We start from the raw sequence: 21,675 nt of genomic DNA, 5'->3' as shown, positions 1-21,675 counted from the left end.
TTAATAGCATGAGTAAGAATTTTTTCCCGCCACAAATCAAAGTCGCCGCGACTTATATGCGCGGCGGCACCAGCAAGGGCGTATTTTTCCGTCTGCAGGATTTACCTAAAGCCGCACAAGTTGCAAGTCCGGCACGTGATGCCTTGTTACTGCGAGTGATAGGCAGCCCAGACGCTTACGGTAAACAAATCGATGGCATGGGCGGAGCCACCTCGAGCACCAGCAAAACAGTGATCCTCTCCCCTAGCACCCAAACCGATCACGATGTCGATTACCTCTTCGGCCAAGTGGCCATCGATAAACCTTTTGTCGATTGGAGCGGTAATTGTGGCAATCTAACCGCTGCCGTCGGTGCCTTTGCCATCAGCAATGGCCTAATTGATACGGCCCGCATTCCACACAATGGCATCTGCACAGTGCGCATTTGGCAAGCCAACATAGGCAAAACGATTATCGCCCATGTGCCAATCACCCAGGGTGAAGTGCAAGAAACCGGTGATTTTGAGCTCGATGGTGTGACCTTTCCTGCCGCCGAAGTGCAAATCGAATTTATGAATCCGGCTGCTGACGAGGATAGCGGCGGTGGCAGCATGTTCCCTACGGGTAATGTTGTCGATGTGCTAGAAGTGCCGGGCATTGGCAGCTTTAACGCTACTATGATCAACGCGGGCATTCCCACCATTTTTATTAACGCAGAAGACTTAGGCTACACAGGCACTGAGCTACAGGATGATATTAATAGTGACAATGCCGCCCTGGCCAAATTTGAAACCATTCGCGCCTATGGCGCCGTGCGTATGGGCTTGATTTCGCATATTGATGAAGCAGTTGCACGCCAACACACGCCTAAGATCGCCTTTGTCGCTAAGCCTAAAGCCTATGTGTCATCGAGCGGTAAAACCGTCAATGCAGATGAAATTGACCTACTGGTACGCGCCTTGTCTATGGGCAAACTGCACCACGCTATGATGGGCACGGCTGCCGTTGCGATTGGTACGGCGGCGGCAATTCCCGGCACTTTAGTCAACTTAGCCGCAGGCGGAGACACTAAGGATAAAATTGATGCGGTACGTTTTGGCCATCCCTCTGGCACCTTGCGCGTTGGCGCCGAGGCAAACTTAGTGAATGGTGAATGGACAGTCGTCAAAGCCATTATGAGCCGCAGCGCTCGCGTGCTGATGGAAGGTTTTGTGCGAGTACCCGCTACGTAGCTTTATATATCCTTTATATCTTAATAAAACAGTTTAACCAAAGACCTTGCTTCTCCCCCTTCCGGCAAGGTCTTTTTTCTATTCTCGCCCATCATTTTAATCTGCTTCGCCCGTATTTGTCTTAGCATGATATGTTGACATACCTGAAACAATGCTAAGATCCTTTAGCAAAAACGCCAGAATACAAACTCGTCATAAAAAGAATATTGGCAGTAAAACGGTACAGTTAATATATTGCATGATCTATTACAGAATCGCGCCCATCGATTTTGGTTATTTTTAAACCAAGTCAGCAATTTAAGTCGCATTTTTACAGCAAAATGGCATGTAAGGTCTAGGCTAAGAACTAAACTAAATAGAAACCTAATCAGGATGGGTCCGTTTTTGGTAGGGGTAAATTTGAGTCAACTAATCCACAAGCTAATGCTAAGTACGCTTTTTATCCTAAGTTTGTGGGGGATCTCGTGCAATGGATTAGCTCAACCATTGAGCGCGGCTTCCACACAGCTCAAATTTGAACATATTCGCAGTGAAGACGGCCTTACCCAAAATACGATTACTAGCCTGTTTATGGACAATGCAGGTATGTTATGGATTGGCACTCAAGATGGTTTGCATGCTTATAACGGTCACAGCTTCAATATTTTCCCCCATTCACCCAATGATCCGAGGAGTATTTCTGAGAGCTATGTCTCTGACATTATTCAAGACTCAGAAGGTAATATCTGGGTTTCGACTTTCAGCCAAGGGGTAAATCGACTCGATTTGAGCACAGGGACCTTTGAACACTTTGGCCAAGAACAAGGGCTTACCGATCCGCGCACAACCAAACTCAGCGTTGTAGGCAATACACTCTGGATTGGTACTAAAGCAGGACTATTTTCCCTATCGACCAAAACCAAACGCATTACCCAAGTGAACTTAGGTAATAGTGTTCAACCCCACATCACCAGCTTAGCCAATGTTGAAGACACTTATCTGCTGGCAGGAACACAAGATAGCGGCACCTTTGCTGTCAGTGCCAATACTATTACTCGCTTAAATGTCCCGCAGAATCTCACTGCACATCAAATTAGGGCACATTCCGCTAATGCGATCACCTTAGCTCTGGGTGGGCAATTATGGCATTACAACTTGGCGTCACAGCAGGGCGAAATCCTCTGGCAGACAGACGATAATGTGCCTTACATTAAAGATTTTATCCAAACTGAGCAGGGTGACTTTTGGGTTGTTGGGCCAGAAGCCGGTCTTATTCAACTAGAGAGAAACGATAAGGCATTTACTGCGACCTACCACAGGTATGATCCTAAGCGTACCAACAGTATCAGTGAAAATAACATGCTGAGCTTACTGCAAGATCCCTTTGGCAATTTATGGTTAGGTGCCAGTTATTCTGGTCTAGATAAAATTAATACCCGTCGTCAGTATTTTCAGCATATTTACGAATCCACCCCTAACCTGTCGCAACAAAGTAACAACATTCGCACCTTGTTCCGCAGCCAAGATAATGCGCTATGGATAGGCACCGAAGGTGCTGGGCTTAAACGCATGTTGGCCAATGGAAAATATGAACACTACACGGAGCTCTTTGCTAACGCCTTAGGGATGCATCAACGCAACTTGAATCTTATCCTGCGAGATATAGACCAAGACAAAAATGGCGTGCTTTGGTTTGCCACTAACTATGGGCTAGGTCGACTGGCGCTAGATGGCCATTTCCAGTTACTCAAGGTGACAGAACGCACTGATCAAGGCGCAGAAACCAATTATATCCGTAGTTTAGATATTGATGAGCAAGGTCGCCTCTGGGTGGCAACAAACAATGCCCTCTACCGTAAGGCGATAGATACCGATGAATTTACTTTTATCTCATTGGCACATATTGATAATTTCTATCCGGCACAAAACCAGTTTTTAATCCTCAGAACACACAAAGACACGCTATGGATAGGTACTCTCGATGGCCTACTTAAACTGGATATGAAAACAGGTACAGGTAAATCCTACTTCCATCAATCCTCAGACAAAAACAGCCTGATCAACAACCGTGTCCGCGATATTTTAGTCACAAAGTCGGGCGAGGTATGGTTTGCCACCCATGGTGGGATCAGCAAGTTACCGTCCCAAGAGGCCGATGCTGGTTTTAGCCACTATACCCGCAATCAGGGATTACCAAGTGATACCATCTATGCCTTACTCGAGGATCAAGAACACAACATTTGGTTTAGTAGTAATGCGGGGATAGGAAAGCTCAATCCTAAAACCAATCGTGTCATCATATTTAACGAACAAGAAGGGCTACAAGCACTGGAGTTTAACGGTGGCGTAAAACTTGAAGACCGCGATGGCGATCTCTGGTTTGGTGGTATTAATGGCATAAATCGTTTCAATCCAAAGTCAATTCCAGATCAACGACCCGATGTTAAAGTCGCACTCACTGGCTATAGTATTGCGGGTAAAGGGCACACTATTCTCGATTTGAGCCATCCACCTAGCATAGTAATGGACTATAGCGATCAGCTGATCAGTTTTGAGGTGACCTCATTGGATTTCAGCTATACGGGTAAAAACCGCTTCAGCTATTTTCTTGAGGGATTTGATAACGAGTGGCATGAGCTCCCCACAGGTAATGAAATTACCTTTACCAATATTAATCCTGGTCACTACCAACTGCATGTTCGCCATGGGCTGCAATACAACTCTCAAGGTGACTACGCCCTTTCTGTCGATCTTCATGTACAAGCGCCCTTCTATCGAACTCAGTTCGCCTACGCCCTCTATAGCTTGCTCTCTCTATGGCTGTTGGCTTGGATCATTATCTGGCGTAAAAGAAAACGCCAGCAACAGCGCGAATTTGAAACCAGTATCCGCGCCTCAGAGGAGCGACTCAAACTTGCACTTTGGGCCTCTGGCGATGGCATGTGGGACTGGAACATACCAGAAAATCGAGTCTATCGTACCAATATGGATTCTTCAGTCCCCCATTGGAATAGCAGCAATATAGCCCATGAGAGCATGCACTCAGAGGATAGAGAAAGATTCAAATTTGAGCTTAACGAACACCTTCAAGGTCGTTCGCCTTTCTTCGAAGCAGAGTACCGAGTCGAACGTTCCCCCGGTAATTGGATATGGATTTTAGACCGCGGTAAAGTGGTGGAAAAAGATAGCCTAGATAATCCGATCCGCATGACAGGGACCAACCGTAACATTACCTCGCGCAAACTGATTGAAAACGAGTTGGTACTGTCATCACAAGTGCTCAACAGTATGAACGAAGCCGTTGTAGTGGGAGGATTAAACTATCGAATTCGTTCGGTCAACCCAGCATTTTGTGCCATTACAGGGTACACAGAACGCCAAATAACCGACAGGCATTTCATTCACTTAGCCTTTAGTCGCCAACAGCGGGAGTTGTTCAATACGATTGAACAACAGCTACTGCGTCACAAACATTGGGTCGGAGAACTGTGGATCCGCAATAAACAACGTCAGGCCATTTTAGTCTGGCTTGAAATCAACCAAGTGATCGATATCAAAGGCGAAACCAGTCACTTCGTTGCAGTATTTACCGACATCACAGAGCGGAAAAAAGCCGAAGAAGATCTGCGTTTCCTCGCCAGCTTCGACACATTAACTGGCTTACCGAACCGAACTTTATTTCAAGACAGGCTCAACCACGCGATTACTCAAGCGCACAGAGCGAATAATATCGTTGCCTTGCTGTTCTTAGACCTCGACCGCTTTAAACATATCAACGACTCTATGGGTCATCATGTCGGGGATTTGTTACTGAAAGCCGTGGCAAGACGACTGCAAAATGCAGTGCGTGATGGCGATACTGTCGCACGCTTAGGTGGCGATGAATTTACTATTATTTTAGAAGGTGTTGCGAAAACAAAAGCCGCAACCCTGATCTCAGAAAAAGTGCTCAGAGCATTCCAAACGCCCTTCCTATTGGACGATAAAACGCTGACCATCTCGACCTCAATTGGTATCAGCTTATACCCTAACGATGCGGACAATGCCGACTCACTGATTAAATTTGCCGATACCGCCATGTACCACGCAAAATCATCAGGTCGAAATAACTTTCAGTTTTATACCTCTAAGTTAAATGAAATCGCCACCCGTCATGTACAACTCGAAAGCGGTTTAAAGGAAGCTATCCAACGCAAAGAACTAAGCTTGGTTTATCAACCTAAATTCTGTTTACGAGATGGTTCACTCACAGGACTGGAAGCACTTTTACGTTGGTATCACACTGAACTTGGTCCTATTTCACCTGTGGAATTTATTCCACTCGCGGAAGAAACGGGTATCATCACTCAAATTGGCCACTGGGTGATCAACCACGCCTGCCAGCAATTAGCCGAATGGAATAGCCTAGGATTTAACGGGATCACTATCGCCGTCAACCTATCGGCTCGCCAACTGAAGGCGGACATTATCTCCACCATCGAAGTCGCTTTAGCCGTATCAGGTCTCCCGGCTCAATCCCTTGAGCTTGAGCTTACTGAATCAATGATCATGGGCAATCCGCAGGAATCGGTCAGCATCTTATCTAAACTCAAGGCCCTAGGATTGACCATAGCCGTGGATGATTTTGGTACGGGTTATTCGAGCCTAAGCTATCTCAAACGCTTCCCGATAGACACACTCAAAATCGATCGAGAATTTGTCAGAGACATCACCAACGATCCCGACGATGCCGCCATCACCAGCGCCATTATTGCCCTCGCTCACAGCTTAGAACTGAATGTCGTCGCCGAAGGCGTAGAGACCCAAGAACAGCTCAACTTCTTGGCGATGCAAGGCTGCGATCAAGTACAAGGTTTTTTACTGAGTAAACCCTTAAATGCCGAAGATTGTTTAACCTTACTCAAAAATCAATCTAAGCCACAGCCACTTTGATTTAATGCATTATCGACAAAAACAGCCAATAAAAAAGGCTCCTAGGAGCCTTTAAACATCACCACAAATTCCTTACTTTGCTAAACGTTCAACACGCTTAACCCAGCCTTCAGGACCTTTAATATGGCCCTTTTGGATTTCGGTATACAGTTTATAGATGCGCTGAACATGCTCGCCCACTTCACCATTACCGACAGTGACAACATGGCCATCTTCAAAAATGTAGGAGCCCACAGCAGAAACCACGGCCGCCGTCCCAAAACCACCCGCCTCGATAATTTCACCTGATTCAATATCAGCGATAAATTTATCAAGCATGACAGTCTCTTGGCGCACTTCACAACCGAGCATCTCACCCAATTCCATAATGGATTGCGAGGTGATCGACTTCAAAATAGTATCTGTGAAGATTGGAATAATCACAGTGCCATCTTTCAGAATGTGGAAATGGTTCATCGCGCCCGCTTCTTCAATCTGTTGATTGGTCGAATCGAGATATAACACTTGCGATGCACCAAAGGCTGCCGCAGCTTTACCCGCACGCAATGAAGCCGCATAGTTACCCGCGGCTTTTGAGGCGCCAGTGCCACCCGATACAGCACGATGGAAAGTTTTGCTGATCAGTAAGCGTATGCCTTTGTTCACGCCAGCCGCGTAATAAGCGCCACTTGGGCTTAACACGACACAGAAGGTATAACGCGAACTTGGGCTCACAGAGAGGCGGTCTTCGGTCGCAAAAATAAAAGGACGAATATACAGACACGCGCCTTCTTGCATCGGGAACCAGAGGCGATCGACATCGATCAACGCATTGATCGCATCCATCTGCATTTGTTCATCGATATTGGGAATACAGACGATATCGGCGGAGCGATTCATCCGCTCGGCATTCTTATTAATACGGAAAGTATAAATCTCGCCGTCTTCATGCATAAAGGCTTTAGCGCCTTCGAAGATCGACTGGCCATAATGCAACGCCATTGCACCCGGTGCCATTTCAAATGGTCCATAAGGAACGATGCGCGGATCGCACCATTGTCCATCATGATAATCCATCAAAAACATATGATCGGTTCTGAGGCTACCAAAGCCCACATTCCCCTCGGGCTTAAATTGCTCAGTACGGCGCTCGGACGCAGGTTTTAAATTGTAGGTTATTTCCATCGCATACCACCTTGATTACTGAACAAGCAGACTAGGGAGCGACAGGAATAAAGTCAAGAGGGGCGCGCATATCTAAAGGTCTAAGCAAATAAAAAACTCGCTAACACGCTTGGTTCAACTTTTCACACGGCCTCAGAGACAGGATAAAACAATCCGCATTGGGTCACACATAATGCCAATGGCAAGTATTTTTGCCACAATAGGGTCGAACTCCCAATGAGATGATCCAATGTCAGATTATAAAATGATCCCCTGCGCCCACTACGACTATCTCGAACTCGCTTGTCTGCGTGGTTATCAACTCAACATTGAGCTTATTGATGGCACCCAGTGCCAAGGTAAAGCCATCACCACGCAAACAAGAGCCGACAAAACTGAGTGGCTTATCATCCAACTGCAACAAACTAAACAATCCCTTAGACTCGACCATATCGCCGCCATCACGCCCCTCGAGCCTAATGCTGAATTTAGCCGAGTACTCATTGCGGCCAAGTAACCCTAGCAAAGGATATAACATGGCAACTATGATTTTATCGGTTGAAATCGGTCACTGGATCGGTGGGCATAACGGCCAATACCCCCATCTCATTGAATTTGATATGGCACATCTGGATAGACCCTTTCAGGTCAGCGAAGGTTGGGGGCATGGTTTAGGAGGCTCCGCTTACTCACTCGCACAATTTGTCAAAACGCCTTATTTCCTCAAACTCAAAACCGAGGCTCCTTGGGCGTTTGCCATTATCGAACAAGGCCTAGCCCAACAAAATATTGAGACTATCGCCAGCGCACTCTCAGAACAATATGGGGATCATCCGCCGCTTGTCCCTGCACATTTAATGGAATACTTATTAGGTTAAAGCTAAAGGGTTTTGTTAGAAGAGAGTGGACCTGCTGAACAATACAGGTTTAGTTAGTGAGGTGTATTGCGGAAAAGCTTCACCGAGTCATGACACTCGGTGACAGGATTCGAAATAGGGATCGAAACAGGCTTCTAAACGGGACGAAAAATAGCTTAGCGCTTAAACCGCAACCGCCGCAATCACAGAGACTTCAACCAAATATTCTGGCTCGGCAATAGCGGCTTGCACACAAGCACGGGCTGGCGCATGACCTTTAGGCACCCAAGCATCCCATACCGCATTCATCGCATCGTAATCACCCATATCTTTCAGATAAATAGTCGCTGACAGTAAATGCTCACGCGAACTTCCCGCCTGCGCTAACAAGGTATCGACCTCCTCAAGCATAGTGACAGTTTGCTCGGTGATACCTTGATACTTGTCCTTCGCCACTTGACCACACAGATACACAGTACCTTGGTGGATCACTATACTGCTCATGCGGGTACCTACATCTACACGGGTAATACTCATATTGATAATCTCTTAAATCAGATGCACTTAAATAAATGGCTCAGCAAGAACCGAATCGGCTATTTTAACGATAAACAGGCTTTATGTCTGCGCCACGAATCTGGGCAAAGGTGAATAAAAACGTGCCATCAAGGCAAATAATCCTAGGCTACAGCTCACCACGGCCAGCCACACTAACGGCGTCGCCACGGCTAAATTGACTAATTGAAATCCGACTAAGGCTGCACATGCCGCGATCAAAGCAAAGGGCAACTGAGTCACCACATGGTCATGGGGATCGCAACCTGAGCTGGTCGCACTGAGCACGCTGGTATCTGAAATGGGCGAGCAGTGGTCGCCAAATACCGACCCCGCCATCACAGCGCTCAGTACAGGTAACAACAAATGAGGATCCAAGTTATGGGCAATCTCTGCGCCAATAGGGATCATAATTGCAAATGTTCCCCAGCTTGAACCCGTCGCAAAAGCCATAATCGCGCAGAGTAAAAACATTCCCGCAACCAGCAGGTGCGGGGAAAGATAAGCCTTAGCCCAAGCAGCCAATAATTTAGCGACGCCAAGATCTTGGATCACAGCGCCAATCATCCAAGTACAGAGTAAAATCGCAATGGCGAAGGCGATCATGCGAACTCCGTGGCTCAAATCCCCCACTAACGCCGTTAAACGTCGCCCAGACAAGCCTAACATGGCAAGAGTAACCAAAGTTGCCAACAAACAAGCATCGCGCATAGAAGCGCCAATATCAGCCTTAGCAAGCCAAAGTGACACATCCCAAGAAGAGACCTGCTGAGCCCCAGACCACAAAGTTAATCCCACTGAAGCAGACAGCAGAGTCAGCATAGGGATTGCGAGTAGCCAAGGATTTCCCTTAACCTCGACCGTATTGGAGGATTCCACAGCAGTAACAGCAACAAAAGAGTGAAAACCTACGCCATACCAAGCGACGAGTACGGACAAGCCTAAGGTCACGATGGCGTAAAAGTTAAATAAGGCCACCTCAATAAAGGCTTCCAGCGGTGACACGGGCAAAAAGCTGATCCCCGCGATAAGCGCCATCACATAGGGGCCCCAACTGGAGAAAGGCAATAGCGCACACAGGGGCGAGGCATTGGAATCCACTAGATAAGCGAGCTGTTCATGGCGAATGCCATAACGCTGGCTCAGTGGCTGACAAACATGACCGACGGCAAGGCAACTGAAAATCCCATCAATGAACACTAACCAACCGAGGAAAACCACTCCCAGACGCGCCTGACGCTCAGTGCGGATACGGCTATATAGCCAATCGCCAAACTGACCCACAGCGCCGCCACGTGCTAACAATTGCGTCATGCTACCGAGCAGCAACATGGCCAATAGCACATTAAGGTGCCACGCTTGCCACGCGCCTTGGGCATAAAATTGTTTAACACCGATATCAAGCAAATACTGCCCAGTTTGCAGCGGATCAAATTGGGCGATTAATAGGGCACCAGAGACAATACCTACACCTAACGCCACCAGCGTGCGGCGTAAAAATAGGGCTAAGGTTAAGGTCAACAGTAGCGGGAGTATGGCGAGCAAACTAGGCGACATGGACCATTCCGATAAAAAATAAAACCAAGAATACTAACGAGTTAATAACAAATGCAAAAAAACTTAATTTAGAACCCAGTAATAGGGTGTTTTTTAACCAAACGGCAAGAATCGCTATTCCTTAAGTTCTAGGCACTGCTAGAATCACAGTCCCATCCAGAAACCATAGGACTCTCCAGATGAGCCTTGAATTACTGTCCAAACTGGAAACCAAAATCCAGGCTGCACTCGAAACTATCGAGCTTCTAAAAATGGAGCTTGAAGAAGAGAAGCAAAAAGCGTCTACGCTGAGTGAGCACAATCAACAATTGAATGCGCAAAACCAGCAACTACAAGAAGAACTCACTTCTTGGAACGAAAAAGTGACTGGCCTTGTTGGCTTGTTAAACAGCGAAATCTAAACTGCATTAGTTTGATGATGCTGCGCTTCGATCAGTTCGTTCAATTCTAAAATAGCCTGCTTCACTTTTGGCAGGCTTTTTCTTGGTAGTAAAAACCGTCCCTTCTCAAATTCCAATCGTCCTAAGTCTTTAACCCAAATAACACCAGTAAGAAAAATACGCGCGTGCTTAACGATAAGCTTAGGTGCGTAGACAGGAAAAACTCTCATATGACCACCTACAAGCATTCTTGTTGTTATTGATTACAGTTGTTTGACAGAAGCTTTGCCACTTGAGTTTCATTGTTAGAGTGGTATTTTTCATCTTTTATCGCCAAAAATACTTAATCGTTTGATTTAGTTAAACTATGAATATGTCACCCTGTGAGTAAAAAAGAAGATCGCCATAATAATGTCACTTGCCAATTTTTTGACACTCTGCTAAATTATTAGCGTTACTCAGGGTAAAAATGAGTCCTCTGGCTCAAGTCCGTACTTTCTTTTACAAGAAGTACGGTTTTTTTTGCCCATTTTTTGCCTCGTCTTTATTCAGTAAGTTCAAACGACTAGCCTACAGAGGCCCACTCAGTACGTTAAGACTTCTATCAAAGCTTTATTTGCCTTGTTGTTGCCAACCGCCCCAATAAAAAAGAGCCCTTAGGCTCTCTTTAACATGCAATCGATACAGCATTATCATCCGCTCATATAACAGCAGTGCGGGTAACGCCTATCGAACTATTTTTTTGCTAGGTAGAAAGCAATTTCTAACAGCTCGTCGTAGGATTTGATTGCCCCTGTTTCAACACGGTACTTACCGTTAACAACCAGAGCAGGTACACCCGTCAGCTTAGCGTTTTCAGTATCACGCTTCATCTTTGCCATTTGCGCCTTTACCATGAAAGACTCTGCAGCCGCATCGAAGGTTTTACCATCGACACCGTTAGCAATAAACACAGCACGAACATCATCGCGATTAGTAAAATGTTGTTTCTTCTCATGAATAGCAGAGAATAACGCCGCATCCATTTTCTCATCGACGTTTAACTGATGTGCGACTGCAAATGCGCGTGACATTTCAACCCCCATCTCTTTGCCGATAAAATCAACGTGTGCTTGGTTAAACGCAACGCCTTCTGGCTTATCGGTGAGAATTTTTGGCACTACGGTTTTAGAGAAAGTAAAACAATGCGGACAATAGAAAGAGAAAAACTCAGTAATCTCAGGCTTCGCTGTTGCTGGGCCATCGTTAATCACTGTGTAATGCACACCTTCTTGGTATTCCACAGCCGATGCTGCCAGTGGCGCCATTAACAGAGCCGCGGCCATGAGTAATACTTTTTTCATGAAAATTCCTTAAATCATTTTGATAAATTGGCTGGAGACTAACATATTCCATTTTTTGAGTGTAACTCAAGCTTAAGAGTTCAATCTAATGTCACAAGATACGTCTGTGAAATCATATTTTGCTCAATGCTAATACGGCACTAGGCTCAGTGGTGGTTCGCTAAGGGCAAATAATTGCTCTTTGAACGCCAAAATCTGCTGTTCCCAATACTTTTCATCCCCAAACCAAGGGAAGTTCATCGGGAAGGCAGGATCGTCCCAGCGACGGCCAATCCACGCGTTGTAATGCACCATACGCAGCGCCCGCAGCGGTTCAATCAAGGCTAACTGTCTTGTATCAAACTCACAAAATTCTTCATAGGCTTCGAGTAAAATCTCCAGCTGCATCAGTTGCTGCGCTCTATCCCCGGTTAGCATCATCCATAAATCTTGAATCGCCGGCCCCATGCGAGCATCGTCTAAATCGACGAATCCGGGACCGTCTGGCGTCCACAAAATATTGCCTGGGTGTAAATCGCCGTGCAAACGAATGGCCGCAAAATCTTGGCGATCCCAAATCGCATTCGCCTTAGCCAGCACCTGCTCTACTACGGTAAAGAACGGCAAGCGTAGGCTATTAGGCACCAAATTAGATTGCTTTAACCACGCGAGCGGCTCGGCGCCTAAAATCTGCGGATTCAGCGGTTCACGTTCAGCAAATACCGTTTGCGCCGCGTACTGGTGTATCCGACCGATGAACCGACCCACTAATTCCAGCTGATCTAAATTATCGACTTCGAAGGCGCGACCACCCAAGGAAGGAAACAGGGTAAATCGATAACCTTGGTACTTGTGTAACGTATGGCCTTCGATAATTACAGGTACGGCAATCGGGATATCTTCTGCCGCGAGTGCGAGCGCATAATCATGTTCCTCTTGGATCTGCGCATCGCTCCAACGGTCTGGGCGATAGAACTTCACCACATAGCGCAGTCCTTCATCGCTACGGAACTGATACACGCGGTTCTCGTAACTGTTCAGCGCGAGTAAGCCCGTTTCCGGGTACACGCCCAGACTTTCGATCGCATCTAAGATCAAATCCGGTGTTAGGGCTTGAAAATGGAACTCTGCGCCGCTAGGACTCGCGGTCGGTGGCGTCATATTCTGACTCATATTCAGTTCACTCTTAGGTGAGGTTGCAGCAAAGTGGCTAAGTATTCCAGCACCTCAAAATCGGCTTCTCGTTCGGTCGAGAGCCAGCAAATGTTGCCGTAAAACTCATAATTGAGCCATAACTGGCTGCCTTCAAATTCTAATAACCATTGGTGCCTATCGGCGCCCCACTGACGCTCGCGCACAGTGCAATCGAGCGCCGCGGCTAAGGGTTCGGCAAAGTCGGCGAAACGATCAAAATCGATATCCGCACTGACCGCTAAACTTAAGGCACTTTTATCTAAGCTAATGGTATCTAAGCTCATGGCTTTTAAATGCTTGCTTGGTAATTTCATGCTTGTTATCCCATCAACTACTACATGACATGATCAAACCTTGGCCCCAGTCCGGTGGACGCTTGGCTAAGTCTTCATGCTCTGCGTGTTCGGCAAAGGGCTGAGTTAAGATTTTTTGCAGCAAATGCAGCGGCGCAAGATTACCCTCTTCCACCGCGATTATCGCCTCTTGGGCTAAATAGTTACGCAAAATATATTTGGGATTCACACTATTGCGCTCAGTTTGCCACGCAGGGATATCCGCTACTGCGCCCAATCGCTGTTGGTAGGCTTGATACCAAGTATCAAACTGGCTGACATCAATAAAGTCATCCCGTAGCGCACTGTGTTTGCTGGTCGGATCTAACTTGCCTAATTGACGCCAAGTTTGAGTGTAATCGAGTTGATTTTTCTCCATCAGCACAGTAAATCGACCTATGAGTTCGAGATCCTGCTTGTCCTGATCCGCCGACGGAACATCAACGGTAGAGAGACCCAATTTTGCCCGCATCAAGCGCAAATAAGGCTGCACTAGCGCCTCTTGGTATTGATTAAGAATGGCAATTAAGTCATCGGATGGGATCACTGGCGTGAGCGCCTGCGCTAAACGTTGCAAGTTCCACAAACCGACGCCCGGCTGCTGACCAAAGGCATAGCGACCTTCGGGATCAGAATGATTACAGATAAAGTCTTCTTGGAATGTATCGAGGAACGCAAAGGGACCGAAGTCAAAACTGTCACCTAGAATCGACATATTGTCTGTGTTCATCACGCCATGGGCAAAACCGACCGCCTGCCAGTGGGCAATCATCTTAGCGGTATCTTGCACTACCTGTAAAAACCACGCCTTATAGCCTGCGGCATCACAGCTCAAATGGGGATAATGCTGAGTAATAGTGAAGTTGAGTAATTGAATCAGCTTATCGGCACGGCCGCGCTCACTGTGGCAGAAAAACTCGAAATGACCGAAACGAATGTGGCTGCGAGCTAAACGTACGGTAATGGCTGCGGTTTCTTGGCTCTCACGCCATACGGGCAAGTCAGAGCCAATCACAGCCAAGGCGCGGGTCGTCGGCACATGTAAATGATGCAGCGCCTCAGAGACTAAAAACTCGCGCACCGCGGAGCGCATCACAGCACGGCCATCACCACGGCGCGAATAAGGCGTCGGACCGCCACCTTTAAGGGCGATATCCCATGCGCCATTTGGACCAATCGCTTCACCTAAAATGATCGAACGTCCATCCCCTAAGCGCGGCGTGTAACCGCCAAATTGGTGGCCGCTATACACTTGGGCATAGTAAGTCGCGCCATCGACGGCAGCATTGCCAGATAAGCCCAATAACAGCTCATCGGTGGGTTGGCTCAAGCCAATCAATTGCGCGGCGTCATTACTCCATGCCAGCCATTCAGGCTTGGTTATCCCTTGTGGATATACTTGCGAGTAAAACTCAGGCAGCTGAGTAAAAAAATCCTGTTTAAACTTCATCTTGTCCACCTATTGGCTCATGGTCTTGCAAACCAGCACCGACTTATCGTCGAACTCGCATAGGTGCCCACATTGATAAGATCCAAGGCCAAAACCACTCACGCCAGAACGACTTAGACGTTGCATACCATGAGCCTTGCTCTGGCATTGCTCTAGAGTATCGTAGTAACCATTAATATCTTCGGCCTGCAAAGGTGTCACCGGAATGGCACTCACATCGGGATAATAAAATAGGGTCCATTCTGGGGTTTTAGTACAGCCACTGAGTAGCAATAATCCAAGCCCGAATAAGACATTCGGTAAGGCATAGCTTAGTTTCATTTTTCCCCTATTAAGCCCATAAAAAAAGCGAACCTTAGTTCGCCTTTTGCGCATTCAGTTAGCAGGGATTCTACACTGCTTAGACGAGGGAAATAACCGCTTTTCGACTAAGGGTTTACCCGCTAAGCGCTCCCTACAACATATCAAGCCGTGGTTGCTTTAGTCTGTGCTTTCTCAATCCGGTTGATTCGGCCCTCAAAGCCAGTGACAGTGCCATCGCTCAGCCCAAGCTCGAGTGCTTTACGACAGATGACAATGGCGGCATCGAAGGCTTGAGTATCATTTAGCAAGGTGGCTAAATGCAGGAAACCGGAAGATTTAAGCTCAGTATCTTTGCCTTGCTCGGCGCTAGCCGCTTGGAACAGTGCAATATACTCTTCCGCTAACTGAGCACCATAGTTGAGGTAATCCGCCGATTTACGCTGTTTGTAGCATTCAGCTATCATATTTTGCAGCGCGATATAGCGAGCACTGGCTGACGTCGCTCCTTGATACTCCTCAAAGGCCCGAACTAAGGTCACATTCGCCCAAGCCCCTGGCGCACCGACCTCAGAACGTGTGTTCGATGCTGGCTCTGCTTCAGTCTTAACGTCATCTTGTTCATCTGCAGGCGTAGTGCCTAAAATGATCACCGTCTCTTCATTATGGGCCGCAGGAATATCGACTTCGATGATATCTGTGTCTAGCTCCACCGAAATGCTCGCAGGGCTTTCGGTCTCACGGGGCATTAATTCGGCTTCAACTTCGATAACGGGCTCTACTTCAGCCACGCCAGTATCCTCAACCCTTTTAACTGGCTCAGGTTCTACACGCTCGGGCTCAGCAGCGGAGAAAATAGGTGCCTCTTCGGTGGGAACTACAGGTTTTACCGAGGTCGACTTGGGTTTCATCGCCTCTTGTTCTTCTTTCGCCAATCGCTGCGCGCGAAGGAATAAAAACACCCCGACAGCAATCAGTATAAATACGACTAAGATCTTCATTCTTGTTCACCTTTGATGGCCGCTTCTCATCAGAAGCCGTGTCAATGGGTTTGCCAACGTCCATCAGAACAGTGTCCATGGCAACCGAGTCTAGCTAAAAATTGAGCAGAGATTAACCGCTATTAAAGTCCATTGTGTCGGTGCAAATCAAGTATTTATGCCTTTTTATACGATCTTGCGCTCAAAAAGTTATAGCCAATTGCGCTAGACTGGCACAATCGAGTTCCCTAATCCCCCCATCCACCTGCTTATAACAAACATAAGGAAAACCTGATGCAAAGTATTCTTATCGTGGCCCATGCCAGTCCCTACGGAACAGAAAAGCTATTTAATAGCTTACGCATCGCATTAGCCCTGAAGGATCAGGACGAGCAAGCGGTCGATCTTAAACTTTTTCTCATGTCAGATGCCGTGTTTGGCGCACTCAAAAATCAAACCACACCTGACTTAAGCTACAACCTGCAGCAGATGTTTGAAATTCTCTCGGCACAGCAAGTTCCGATTCTACTTTGCAAGACCTGCGCTAAAGCACGAGGCGTCACAGCGGAAATGATTATCGAAGGTGCGCACATAGGCACACTGCAAGATTTAACTCGCTGGACACTGGCCGCCGACAAAGTGATGCATATCTAAGGTTTATTTTTAGGTGTGACATTGGGGATAGCTGGATTATTTAAAGCCCCATTTTGTGCGCACCTTCATAAATTGGCGCTTTCATTTTGTCAGCGCCAATTTCACTGCCTATGATGGGATATCCGAGTGACAAGCTAAGGTATTCCAATGGGCACAGCCACACTGCTTACGGGCAAACTCCTGTACGAACACCAAACCATTGCCGCAATGGTGACAATTTATTGCAAGGCGAAACACCAAGGCCAAGACGCGACGAGCCTATGTGCAGATTGCATTGAGTTATTGGATTATGCCGCAACACGCCTAGATCGCTGCCCCTACGGACAAAACAAACCCACCTGTAATAAATGCCCAGTGCATTGCTACAAACCCGCGCAGAAACAAATCGTCAAAGAGATCATGATCTTTTCTGGTCCACGGATGTTATTACCGCATCCCGTTCGTGCAATCAAACACTTACTCGCGGAACGCATCCCTGTTCCCAGCGTTGTGCCCGAGGCGGCTTCAAATCGTCATCGGCGCATAGCAAGCCAACAGAAAAACTAACGGCGATACTTTTACCGAGCCGATTTCCCTGATATAACAGGGCTCGAGGTATCGCATATGAACGAGTTTCATAGTTTTTTCACTCAAGCTTACTGGTGGTTGTCATTATTTGGAGGCGTACATTGCCTCGCGTTAGCTATTTATATTCGCTATTTTTATCACCCAGACGCTAACCAAAAACTCCTCGCCGCTTTCTTAAGTCTTATTGCTCTATACTTCCTCACGGGTATGTTAAACCGCGATAACAGTCCAATTCCCATTCATATCCTATTCAATCTGATTAACCCTATCTATTTTTTGCTCATGCCTTTGCTCTATCTCTATTGCAAACGCAGTTTAGCGCCAACCAATAAACCGCTAGGTTTTTCAAAGCATTACTGGCCATCTGCATTAACATTAGTTTTCGCCATTTTAGATATTGCCCTAAGATTAACTGCGCATCCCATCAACGAGTGGCAACCCATAGCTCTGATGCTTAAAGAAATGAGTATCAGCCAATGGGGCGCTCTACTCCCAGCGCTGTTATCTGTACAAACCTGTTTTTACTTTATCGCGCTGTGGATGTTGTTTCGTCGACATAAGCGCAATCAAAGAGATGTCACTCAAACCCAAGAGGCGCTCGGCACCATTCGGTTTCGTTGGCTGATAAGCTTGACCTTGGCCATGTTGTTGAATTGGTTAATCCGCGTATTTGTGGTGATTTTGCCTTTCTATCTTGGTGATAATCTATCGCTACTTTCCCACGCATTGCCAAGACTGACCTTACTACTGAGCATGTATATGCTGGCGGTGTATGGGCTAAAGCAAATCACCCGCTCTGCCTACTTAAAAGGCCGCATGGCCGAACCAGAGTTAGAGCAACGCCCACTCGTCATTGAAAATATTCTCACCCCAGAGGAGTATGAATTTTTGCATCAAGTTCAGCAGGACGATGCAGAAAAAAACCAAGGTTCTTCGCCACCTAAGAACTAATTGGCGAAACCGCACTCCAATCATCACCACCAATATCACTCCAACCATTAAGTCGAACACTGAACCTAAGCTGACACATATGTCACTTTTGGCTGTCATTTGTGTCGATAAAGGCTAGTCTGGAACAACTAAAGACTTGAAGAGGCGTTACCATGAAATCATTTTTAACAGCCATTGCGGCATCAACATGCCTTATTGTGAGCCTATTTGCTGCCCCAACTGTACATGCAGATGAAAGCTACGATCAGGCTGTAGTCAATTTCCAAAAAGCGAAAGAAACCAGTAAATTTTTCGACACAGCCTATGGCTATGCTTTATTCCCAACTGTGGGTAAAGGCGGAATTGGGATCGGTGCAGCCTATGGCAAAGGCCGAGTCTACCAAGGCGGTGCCTATATGGGTGATTCGAGTCTGACTCAATTATCCATCGGTTTTCAATTAGGTGGACAAGCCTACAGCGAGATCATCTTCTTTAAAGATGCCAAAGCCTATGAAGCCTTCACGAGCGGCAGTTTCGAGTTTGATGCCCAAGCGTCGGCAGTTGCCATCAACATGGGAGCAAGCGCTCAAGCAGGAACCACAGGCAACTCAGCAGGCGCAGGCCAATCAGGTGGTAATCGCTCGGCGAGCGGCTCTTATATCAACGGTATGGCAGTATTTACCGCAGCAAAAGGCGGCTTAATGTTTGAAGCCGCTCTTGCGGGTCAAGCCTTTAGCTTTGAGCCTAAAGCTAACTAACACGAGCCATTCGGCTGTGATATCAAACGGCGAGCCTAAATGCTCGCCGTTTTTTCTTAAATGATTACCTCAAGCTTCTGACTCAGATGTTCTAACTAAAACCAAGTCATTAGAATTGAGCAAAATAAGTTGAAATGTATATTTAACCTAGCGAAGTAATAACAAGGGGATATGACTTTTACTGATCATCCTTGTGGTGTTACTCCCCACAAAAAACTTCCGAATACGCGAATGACCATAGGCGCCCATCACCATAAGATCGATTTGATGCTCAAGTTGATAGATCTCAAGGGCCGTTTGCACTTCTCCCTGACAAACGGCGGTAACCACATTGAAATCCGCCGCAATCAGAGATTCAGCCACCAACGCCAGTTCAGCTGTCGCCAGCGATTGATCATCAGACACCATCACTAAATGACATTCAAGCCCTTTTAAAAGTGGACTCGTTAGCACTTGATTAAGGGCTTTTTTCGCAGTAATGCTGCCATCATAGGCGATCATAAATCGAGTCGGTGCAGTAAACTCGTCCATCACCACTAACATAGGCTGCTTAAGCGTGCGAATGACATTTTCTAAATGACTGCCAATGGCCTGCGCTTGATCTTGATGCTGCTCCCCTTGGCGCCCCATCACCACCAATCTGGCATGGGATTCTTGCTCTAGCAGGGTTTCGACTAAATCGCCGTGACGCTGCAAGGTTGCAACCATTCTGCTAGGCTGCTTCTCAACAACGCGGATTTTTGCTTCTTGCAGCATATACTTACCCTGTTCAAGTGCGAGTTTGCCTCGACGCGCTTCAAGCTCAACCATTTCATTGAGCAAGTGCTCCCGTGTACCTAGGCCAATATTTCCCGACAGATTTGACTCTATTGGATAGGCTGACTTATTCAATACATGTAATAGGGTTACTGGGGCATCCAGTTGCTGAGCGGCCCAGCTACTGGCGTCACATACGGCGAGTGTCACTTTTGAACCGTCGATACAGGCAATCACATTTGTCATCGTTATTTTCCTTTTACTGTGTTGCTAAGGGCTTAGTGACCAGACATCATGTTTTCAACGTCTTCAGGCTTATCGTGCACCCCAAATTTATCGACTATGGTTGCACTGGCTTGGTTAAGGCCAATTAACTCCACTTCAGTTCCCTCGCGACGGAATTTAATCACTACCTTGTTTAGGGCCGATACCGCAGTAATATCCCAAAAATGCGCTTGAGATAAGTCGATAGTCACCTTATCAACCACTTCCCTAAAATCAAATGAATTACTGAACTTATCTGCCGAGGCAAAAAAGACTTGCCCAATAACTTGATAATGGCGACCTGCGTCGGCAGCAGCCGTTACACTCTTAACCACCATAAAACGGCCCACTTTATTAGCAAAGAACAGGGACGCGAGTAATACCCCCACAAATACTCCCATAGCTAAGTTATGGGTAGCGACCACCACAGCAACGGTCGCCACCATCACAAGGTTGGTTGATATTGGATGATGCTTAAGATTACGAATTGAATCCCAAGAGAAAGTACCGATAGACACCATGATCATCACGGCAACCAGTGCCGCCATAGGGATGAGCTTTAACCATTCGCCGAGGAATACAATCAATATGAGTAGGAATACCCCCGCTGAAAAGGTCGATAACCGTCCGCGACCACCCGATTTAACGTTGATGATCGACTGACCAATCATAGCGCAACCGGCCATACCGCCCATTAAACCCGCGCCAATATTGGCAATACCTTGGCCCTTACACTCACGATTCTTATCGCTTTGGGTATCGGTTAAGTCATCGACTATGGTGGCGGTCATCATAGATTCTAGCAAACCCACCACGGCAAGGCCGGCCGAGTATGGGAAGATGATCATCAGAGTTTCAAGGGTCAATGGCACTTCAGGCCAGAGGAAAATAGGCAAAGTATCAGGCAGTTGTCCCATGTCGCCGACAGTACGAATATCTAACCCCATATAAACCGCAAAAAACGTTAATCCGACAATACACACGAGAGGCGAAGGTACGGATTTACCAATCACAGGGATGAGTGGGAATAGGTAAATGATACCGAGGCCAGCTACTGTCATCGCATATACGTGCCAAGTCACATTGGTCAGCTCGGGCAACTGGGCCATAAAGATCAGAATCGCCAGTGCATTCACAAAGCCCGTCACCACAGAGCGGGAGACGAAACGCATCAAGCTTCCTAGCTTTAAGTAACCCGCGGCAATTTGCAGCACACCGGTTAATAGGGTCGCCGCGAGTAAATACTCGAGGCCGTGTTCCTTCACTAAGGTCACCATCAACAACGCCATAGCACCCGTTGCAGCAGAGATCATGCCGGGACGACCACCTGTAAACGCGATGACCACTGCGATACAGAATGAAGCATACAGGCCGACCTTAGGATCGACGCCTGCAATAATAGAAAAGGCAATCGCCTCAGGGACTAACGCCAGTGCAACCACAATACCGGCTAACAGATCTCCGCGTATATTGGAGAACCACTCTTTTTTCATGGTTTGTATCATGTCACTCACTCTGATTGAAATTTAATCATATCTTCCAATAGCTAATATC

The 21,675-nt window shown here is 46.9% G+C and carries 21 protein-coding genes; 9 read left to right on the top strand and 12 right to left on the bottom strand.

Going from position 1 to position 21,675, the window contains the following annotated elements; translation table 11 throughout:
* The first annotated feature begins 8 nt into the window (after positions 1-8).
* The gene (gene prpF, locus KFE26_RS12865; RefSeq protein WP_212600629.1) at positions 9-1,211 is read left to right on the top strand and encodes a 2-methylaconitate cis-trans isomerase PrpF; all 1,203 of its coding nucleotides are present in this window, start codon (positions 9-11) and stop codon (positions 1,209-1,211) included.
* A 384-nt stretch (positions 1,212-1,595) separates the two neighbouring features.
* Positions 1,596-6,122 carry an EAL domain-containing protein gene (locus tag KFE26_RS12860; protein ID WP_212600656.1) on the top strand — a complete coding sequence of 1,509 codons (4,527 nt, stop codon included), beginning with the start codon at positions 1,596-1,598 and terminating at the stop codon, positions 6,120-6,122.
* A 72-nt stretch (positions 6,123-6,194) separates the two neighbouring features.
* Here KFE26_RS12860 and KFE26_RS12855 read toward each other — a convergent pair whose 3' ends face one another.
* Positions 6,195-7,286: a branched-chain amino acid aminotransferase gene (locus KFE26_RS12855; protein ID WP_212600628.1), complete on the bottom strand. Its 1,092-nt coding sequence runs from the start codon at positions 7,284-7,286 to the stop codon at positions 6,195-6,197.
* Positions 7,287-7,515: 229 nt separating this feature from the next.
* Here KFE26_RS12855 and KFE26_RS12850 point away from each other — a divergent pair, with 229 nt between their 5' ends.
* Both KFE26_RS12850 and KFE26_RS12845 read left to right on the top strand, forming a co-directional pair.
* Positions 7,516-7,782: a Rho-binding antiterminator gene (locus tag KFE26_RS12850; RefSeq protein ID WP_198573251.1), complete on the top strand. Its 267-nt coding sequence runs from the start codon at positions 7,516-7,518 to the stop codon at positions 7,780-7,782.
* Positions 7,783-7,801: 19 nt separating this feature from the next.
* Positions 7,802-8,143, top strand: coding sequence for a hypothetical protein (locus KFE26_RS12845; RefSeq protein ID WP_212600627.1), 342 nt, complete (start codon positions 7,802-7,804; stop codon positions 8,141-8,143).
* A 162-nt stretch (positions 8,144-8,305) separates the two neighbouring features.
* On the opposite strand, the gene KFE26_RS12840 is transcribed toward KFE26_RS12845, so the two are convergent.
* Positions 8,306-8,659, bottom strand: a complete 354-nt coding sequence (locus tag KFE26_RS12840; RefSeq protein ID WP_212600626.1) for a RidA family protein — start codon at positions 8,657-8,659, stop codon at positions 8,306-8,308.
* Positions 8,660-8,740: 81 nt separating this feature from the next.
* Entirely contained in the window at positions 8,741-10,234 is a 1,494-nt protein-coding gene (locus tag KFE26_RS12835; RefSeq protein ID WP_212600625.1) for a Na+/H+ antiporter NhaC family protein, read from the bottom strand.
* A 179-nt stretch (positions 10,235-10,413) separates the two neighbouring features.
* On the opposite strand from KFE26_RS12835, the gene KFE26_RS12830 reads away from it, so the two are divergent.
* Entirely contained in the window at positions 10,414-10,635 is a 222-nt protein-coding gene (locus KFE26_RS12830; protein WP_006083484.1) for a cell division protein ZapB, read from the top strand.
* Here the strand turns inward: KFE26_RS12830 and KFE26_RS12825 are convergent.
* The 7 genes from KFE26_RS12825 to KFE26_RS12795 form a co-directional block, all read right to left on the bottom strand.
* Complete coding sequence (locus KFE26_RS12825) at positions 10,632-10,844, bottom strand: DUF1107 domain-containing protein (protein ID WP_006083486.1); 213 nt, start codon at positions 10,842-10,844, stop codon at positions 10,632-10,634. The genes KFE26_RS12830 and KFE26_RS12825 overlap by 4 nt on opposite strands.
* 504 nt (positions 10,845-11,348) lie before the next feature.
* Positions 11,349-11,957: a thiol:disulfide interchange protein DsbA/DsbL gene (locus tag KFE26_RS12820; protein WP_212600624.1), complete on the bottom strand. Its 609-nt coding sequence runs from the start codon at positions 11,955-11,957 to the stop codon at positions 11,349-11,351.
* Positions 11,958-12,086: 129 nt separating this feature from the next.
* Positions 12,087-13,109 carry a serine/threonine protein kinase gene (locus KFE26_RS12815; protein ID WP_212600623.1) on the bottom strand — a complete coding sequence of 341 codons (1,023 nt, stop codon included), beginning with the start codon at positions 13,107-13,109 and terminating at the stop codon, positions 12,087-12,089.
* Positions 13,110-13,111: 2 nt separating this feature from the next.
* On the bottom strand, positions 13,112-13,444 hold the full coding sequence (locus KFE26_RS12810; RefSeq protein WP_212600622.1) for a DUF3630 family protein: 333 nt from the start codon (positions 13,442-13,444) through the stop codon (positions 13,112-13,114).
* A gap of 13 nt (positions 13,445-13,457) precedes the next feature.
* Positions 13,458-14,912 carry a YdiU family protein gene (locus KFE26_RS12805; protein WP_212600621.1) on the bottom strand — a complete coding sequence of 485 codons (1,455 nt, stop codon included), beginning with the start codon at positions 14,910-14,912 and terminating at the stop codon, positions 13,458-13,460.
* Positions 14,913-14,921: 9 nt separating this feature from the next.
* Positions 14,922-15,233 (bottom strand): hypothetical protein, encoded by a 312-nt coding sequence (locus KFE26_RS12800; RefSeq protein WP_113941607.1) that lies wholly within the window; start codon positions 15,231-15,233, stop codon positions 14,922-14,924.
* 143 nt (positions 15,234-15,376) lie between these two features.
* Positions 15,377-16,213 (bottom strand): hypothetical protein, encoded by an 837-nt coding sequence (locus KFE26_RS12795; protein ID WP_212600620.1) that lies wholly within the window; start codon positions 16,211-16,213, stop codon positions 15,377-15,379.
* A 273-nt stretch (positions 16,214-16,486) separates the two neighbouring features.
* On the opposite strand from KFE26_RS12795, the gene KFE26_RS12790 reads away from it, so the two are divergent.
* The 4 genes from KFE26_RS12790 (at position 16,487) to KFE26_RS12775 (ending at position 19,101) form a co-directional block, all read left to right on the top strand.
* Entirely contained in the window at positions 16,487-16,846 is a 360-nt protein-coding gene (locus KFE26_RS12790; protein ID WP_212600619.1) for a DsrE/DsrF/TusD sulfur relay family protein, read from the top strand.
* Between the two features lie 147 nt (positions 16,847-16,993).
* Entirely contained in the window at positions 16,994-17,392 is a 399-nt protein-coding gene (locus tag KFE26_RS12785) for a nitrous oxide-stimulated promoter family protein (RefSeq protein WP_212600618.1), read from the top strand.
* Between the two features lie 57 nt (positions 17,393-17,449).
* Entirely contained in the window at positions 17,450-18,364 is a 915-nt protein-coding gene (locus tag KFE26_RS12780) for a hypothetical protein (protein WP_168826004.1), read from the top strand.
* Between the two features lie 152 nt (positions 18,365-18,516).
* Positions 18,517-19,101 carry a YSC84-related protein gene (locus tag KFE26_RS12775; RefSeq protein ID WP_105250489.1) on the top strand — a complete coding sequence of 195 codons (585 nt, stop codon included), beginning with the start codon at positions 18,517-18,519 and terminating at the stop codon, positions 19,099-19,101.
* Positions 19,102-19,248: 147 nt separating this feature from the next.
* Here KFE26_RS12775 and KFE26_RS12770 read toward each other — a convergent pair whose 3' ends face one another.
* Together KFE26_RS12770 and KFE26_RS12765 are read right to left on the bottom strand one after the other, a co-directional pair.
* Positions 19,249-20,103, bottom strand: coding sequence for a universal stress protein (locus tag KFE26_RS12770; RefSeq protein ID WP_212600617.1), 855 nt, complete (start codon positions 20,101-20,103; stop codon positions 19,249-19,251).
* 32 nt (positions 20,104-20,135) lie between these two features.
* Positions 20,136-21,626, bottom strand: a complete 1,491-nt coding sequence (locus KFE26_RS12765) for a SulP family inorganic anion transporter (protein ID WP_212600616.1) — start codon at positions 21,624-21,626, stop codon at positions 20,136-20,138.
* Between the last annotated feature and the right edge of the window lie 49 nt (positions 21,627-21,675).

Source organism: Shewanella sp. M16 (genome assembly GCF_018224605.1).
Taxonomy (GTDB): Bacteria; Pseudomonadota; Gammaproteobacteria; order Enterobacterales; family Shewanellaceae; genus Shewanella; species Shewanella oncorhynchi.
Note: the sequence above shows the minus strand (reverse complement) of the source record. Positions and strands in the feature narration are given on the sequence as shown.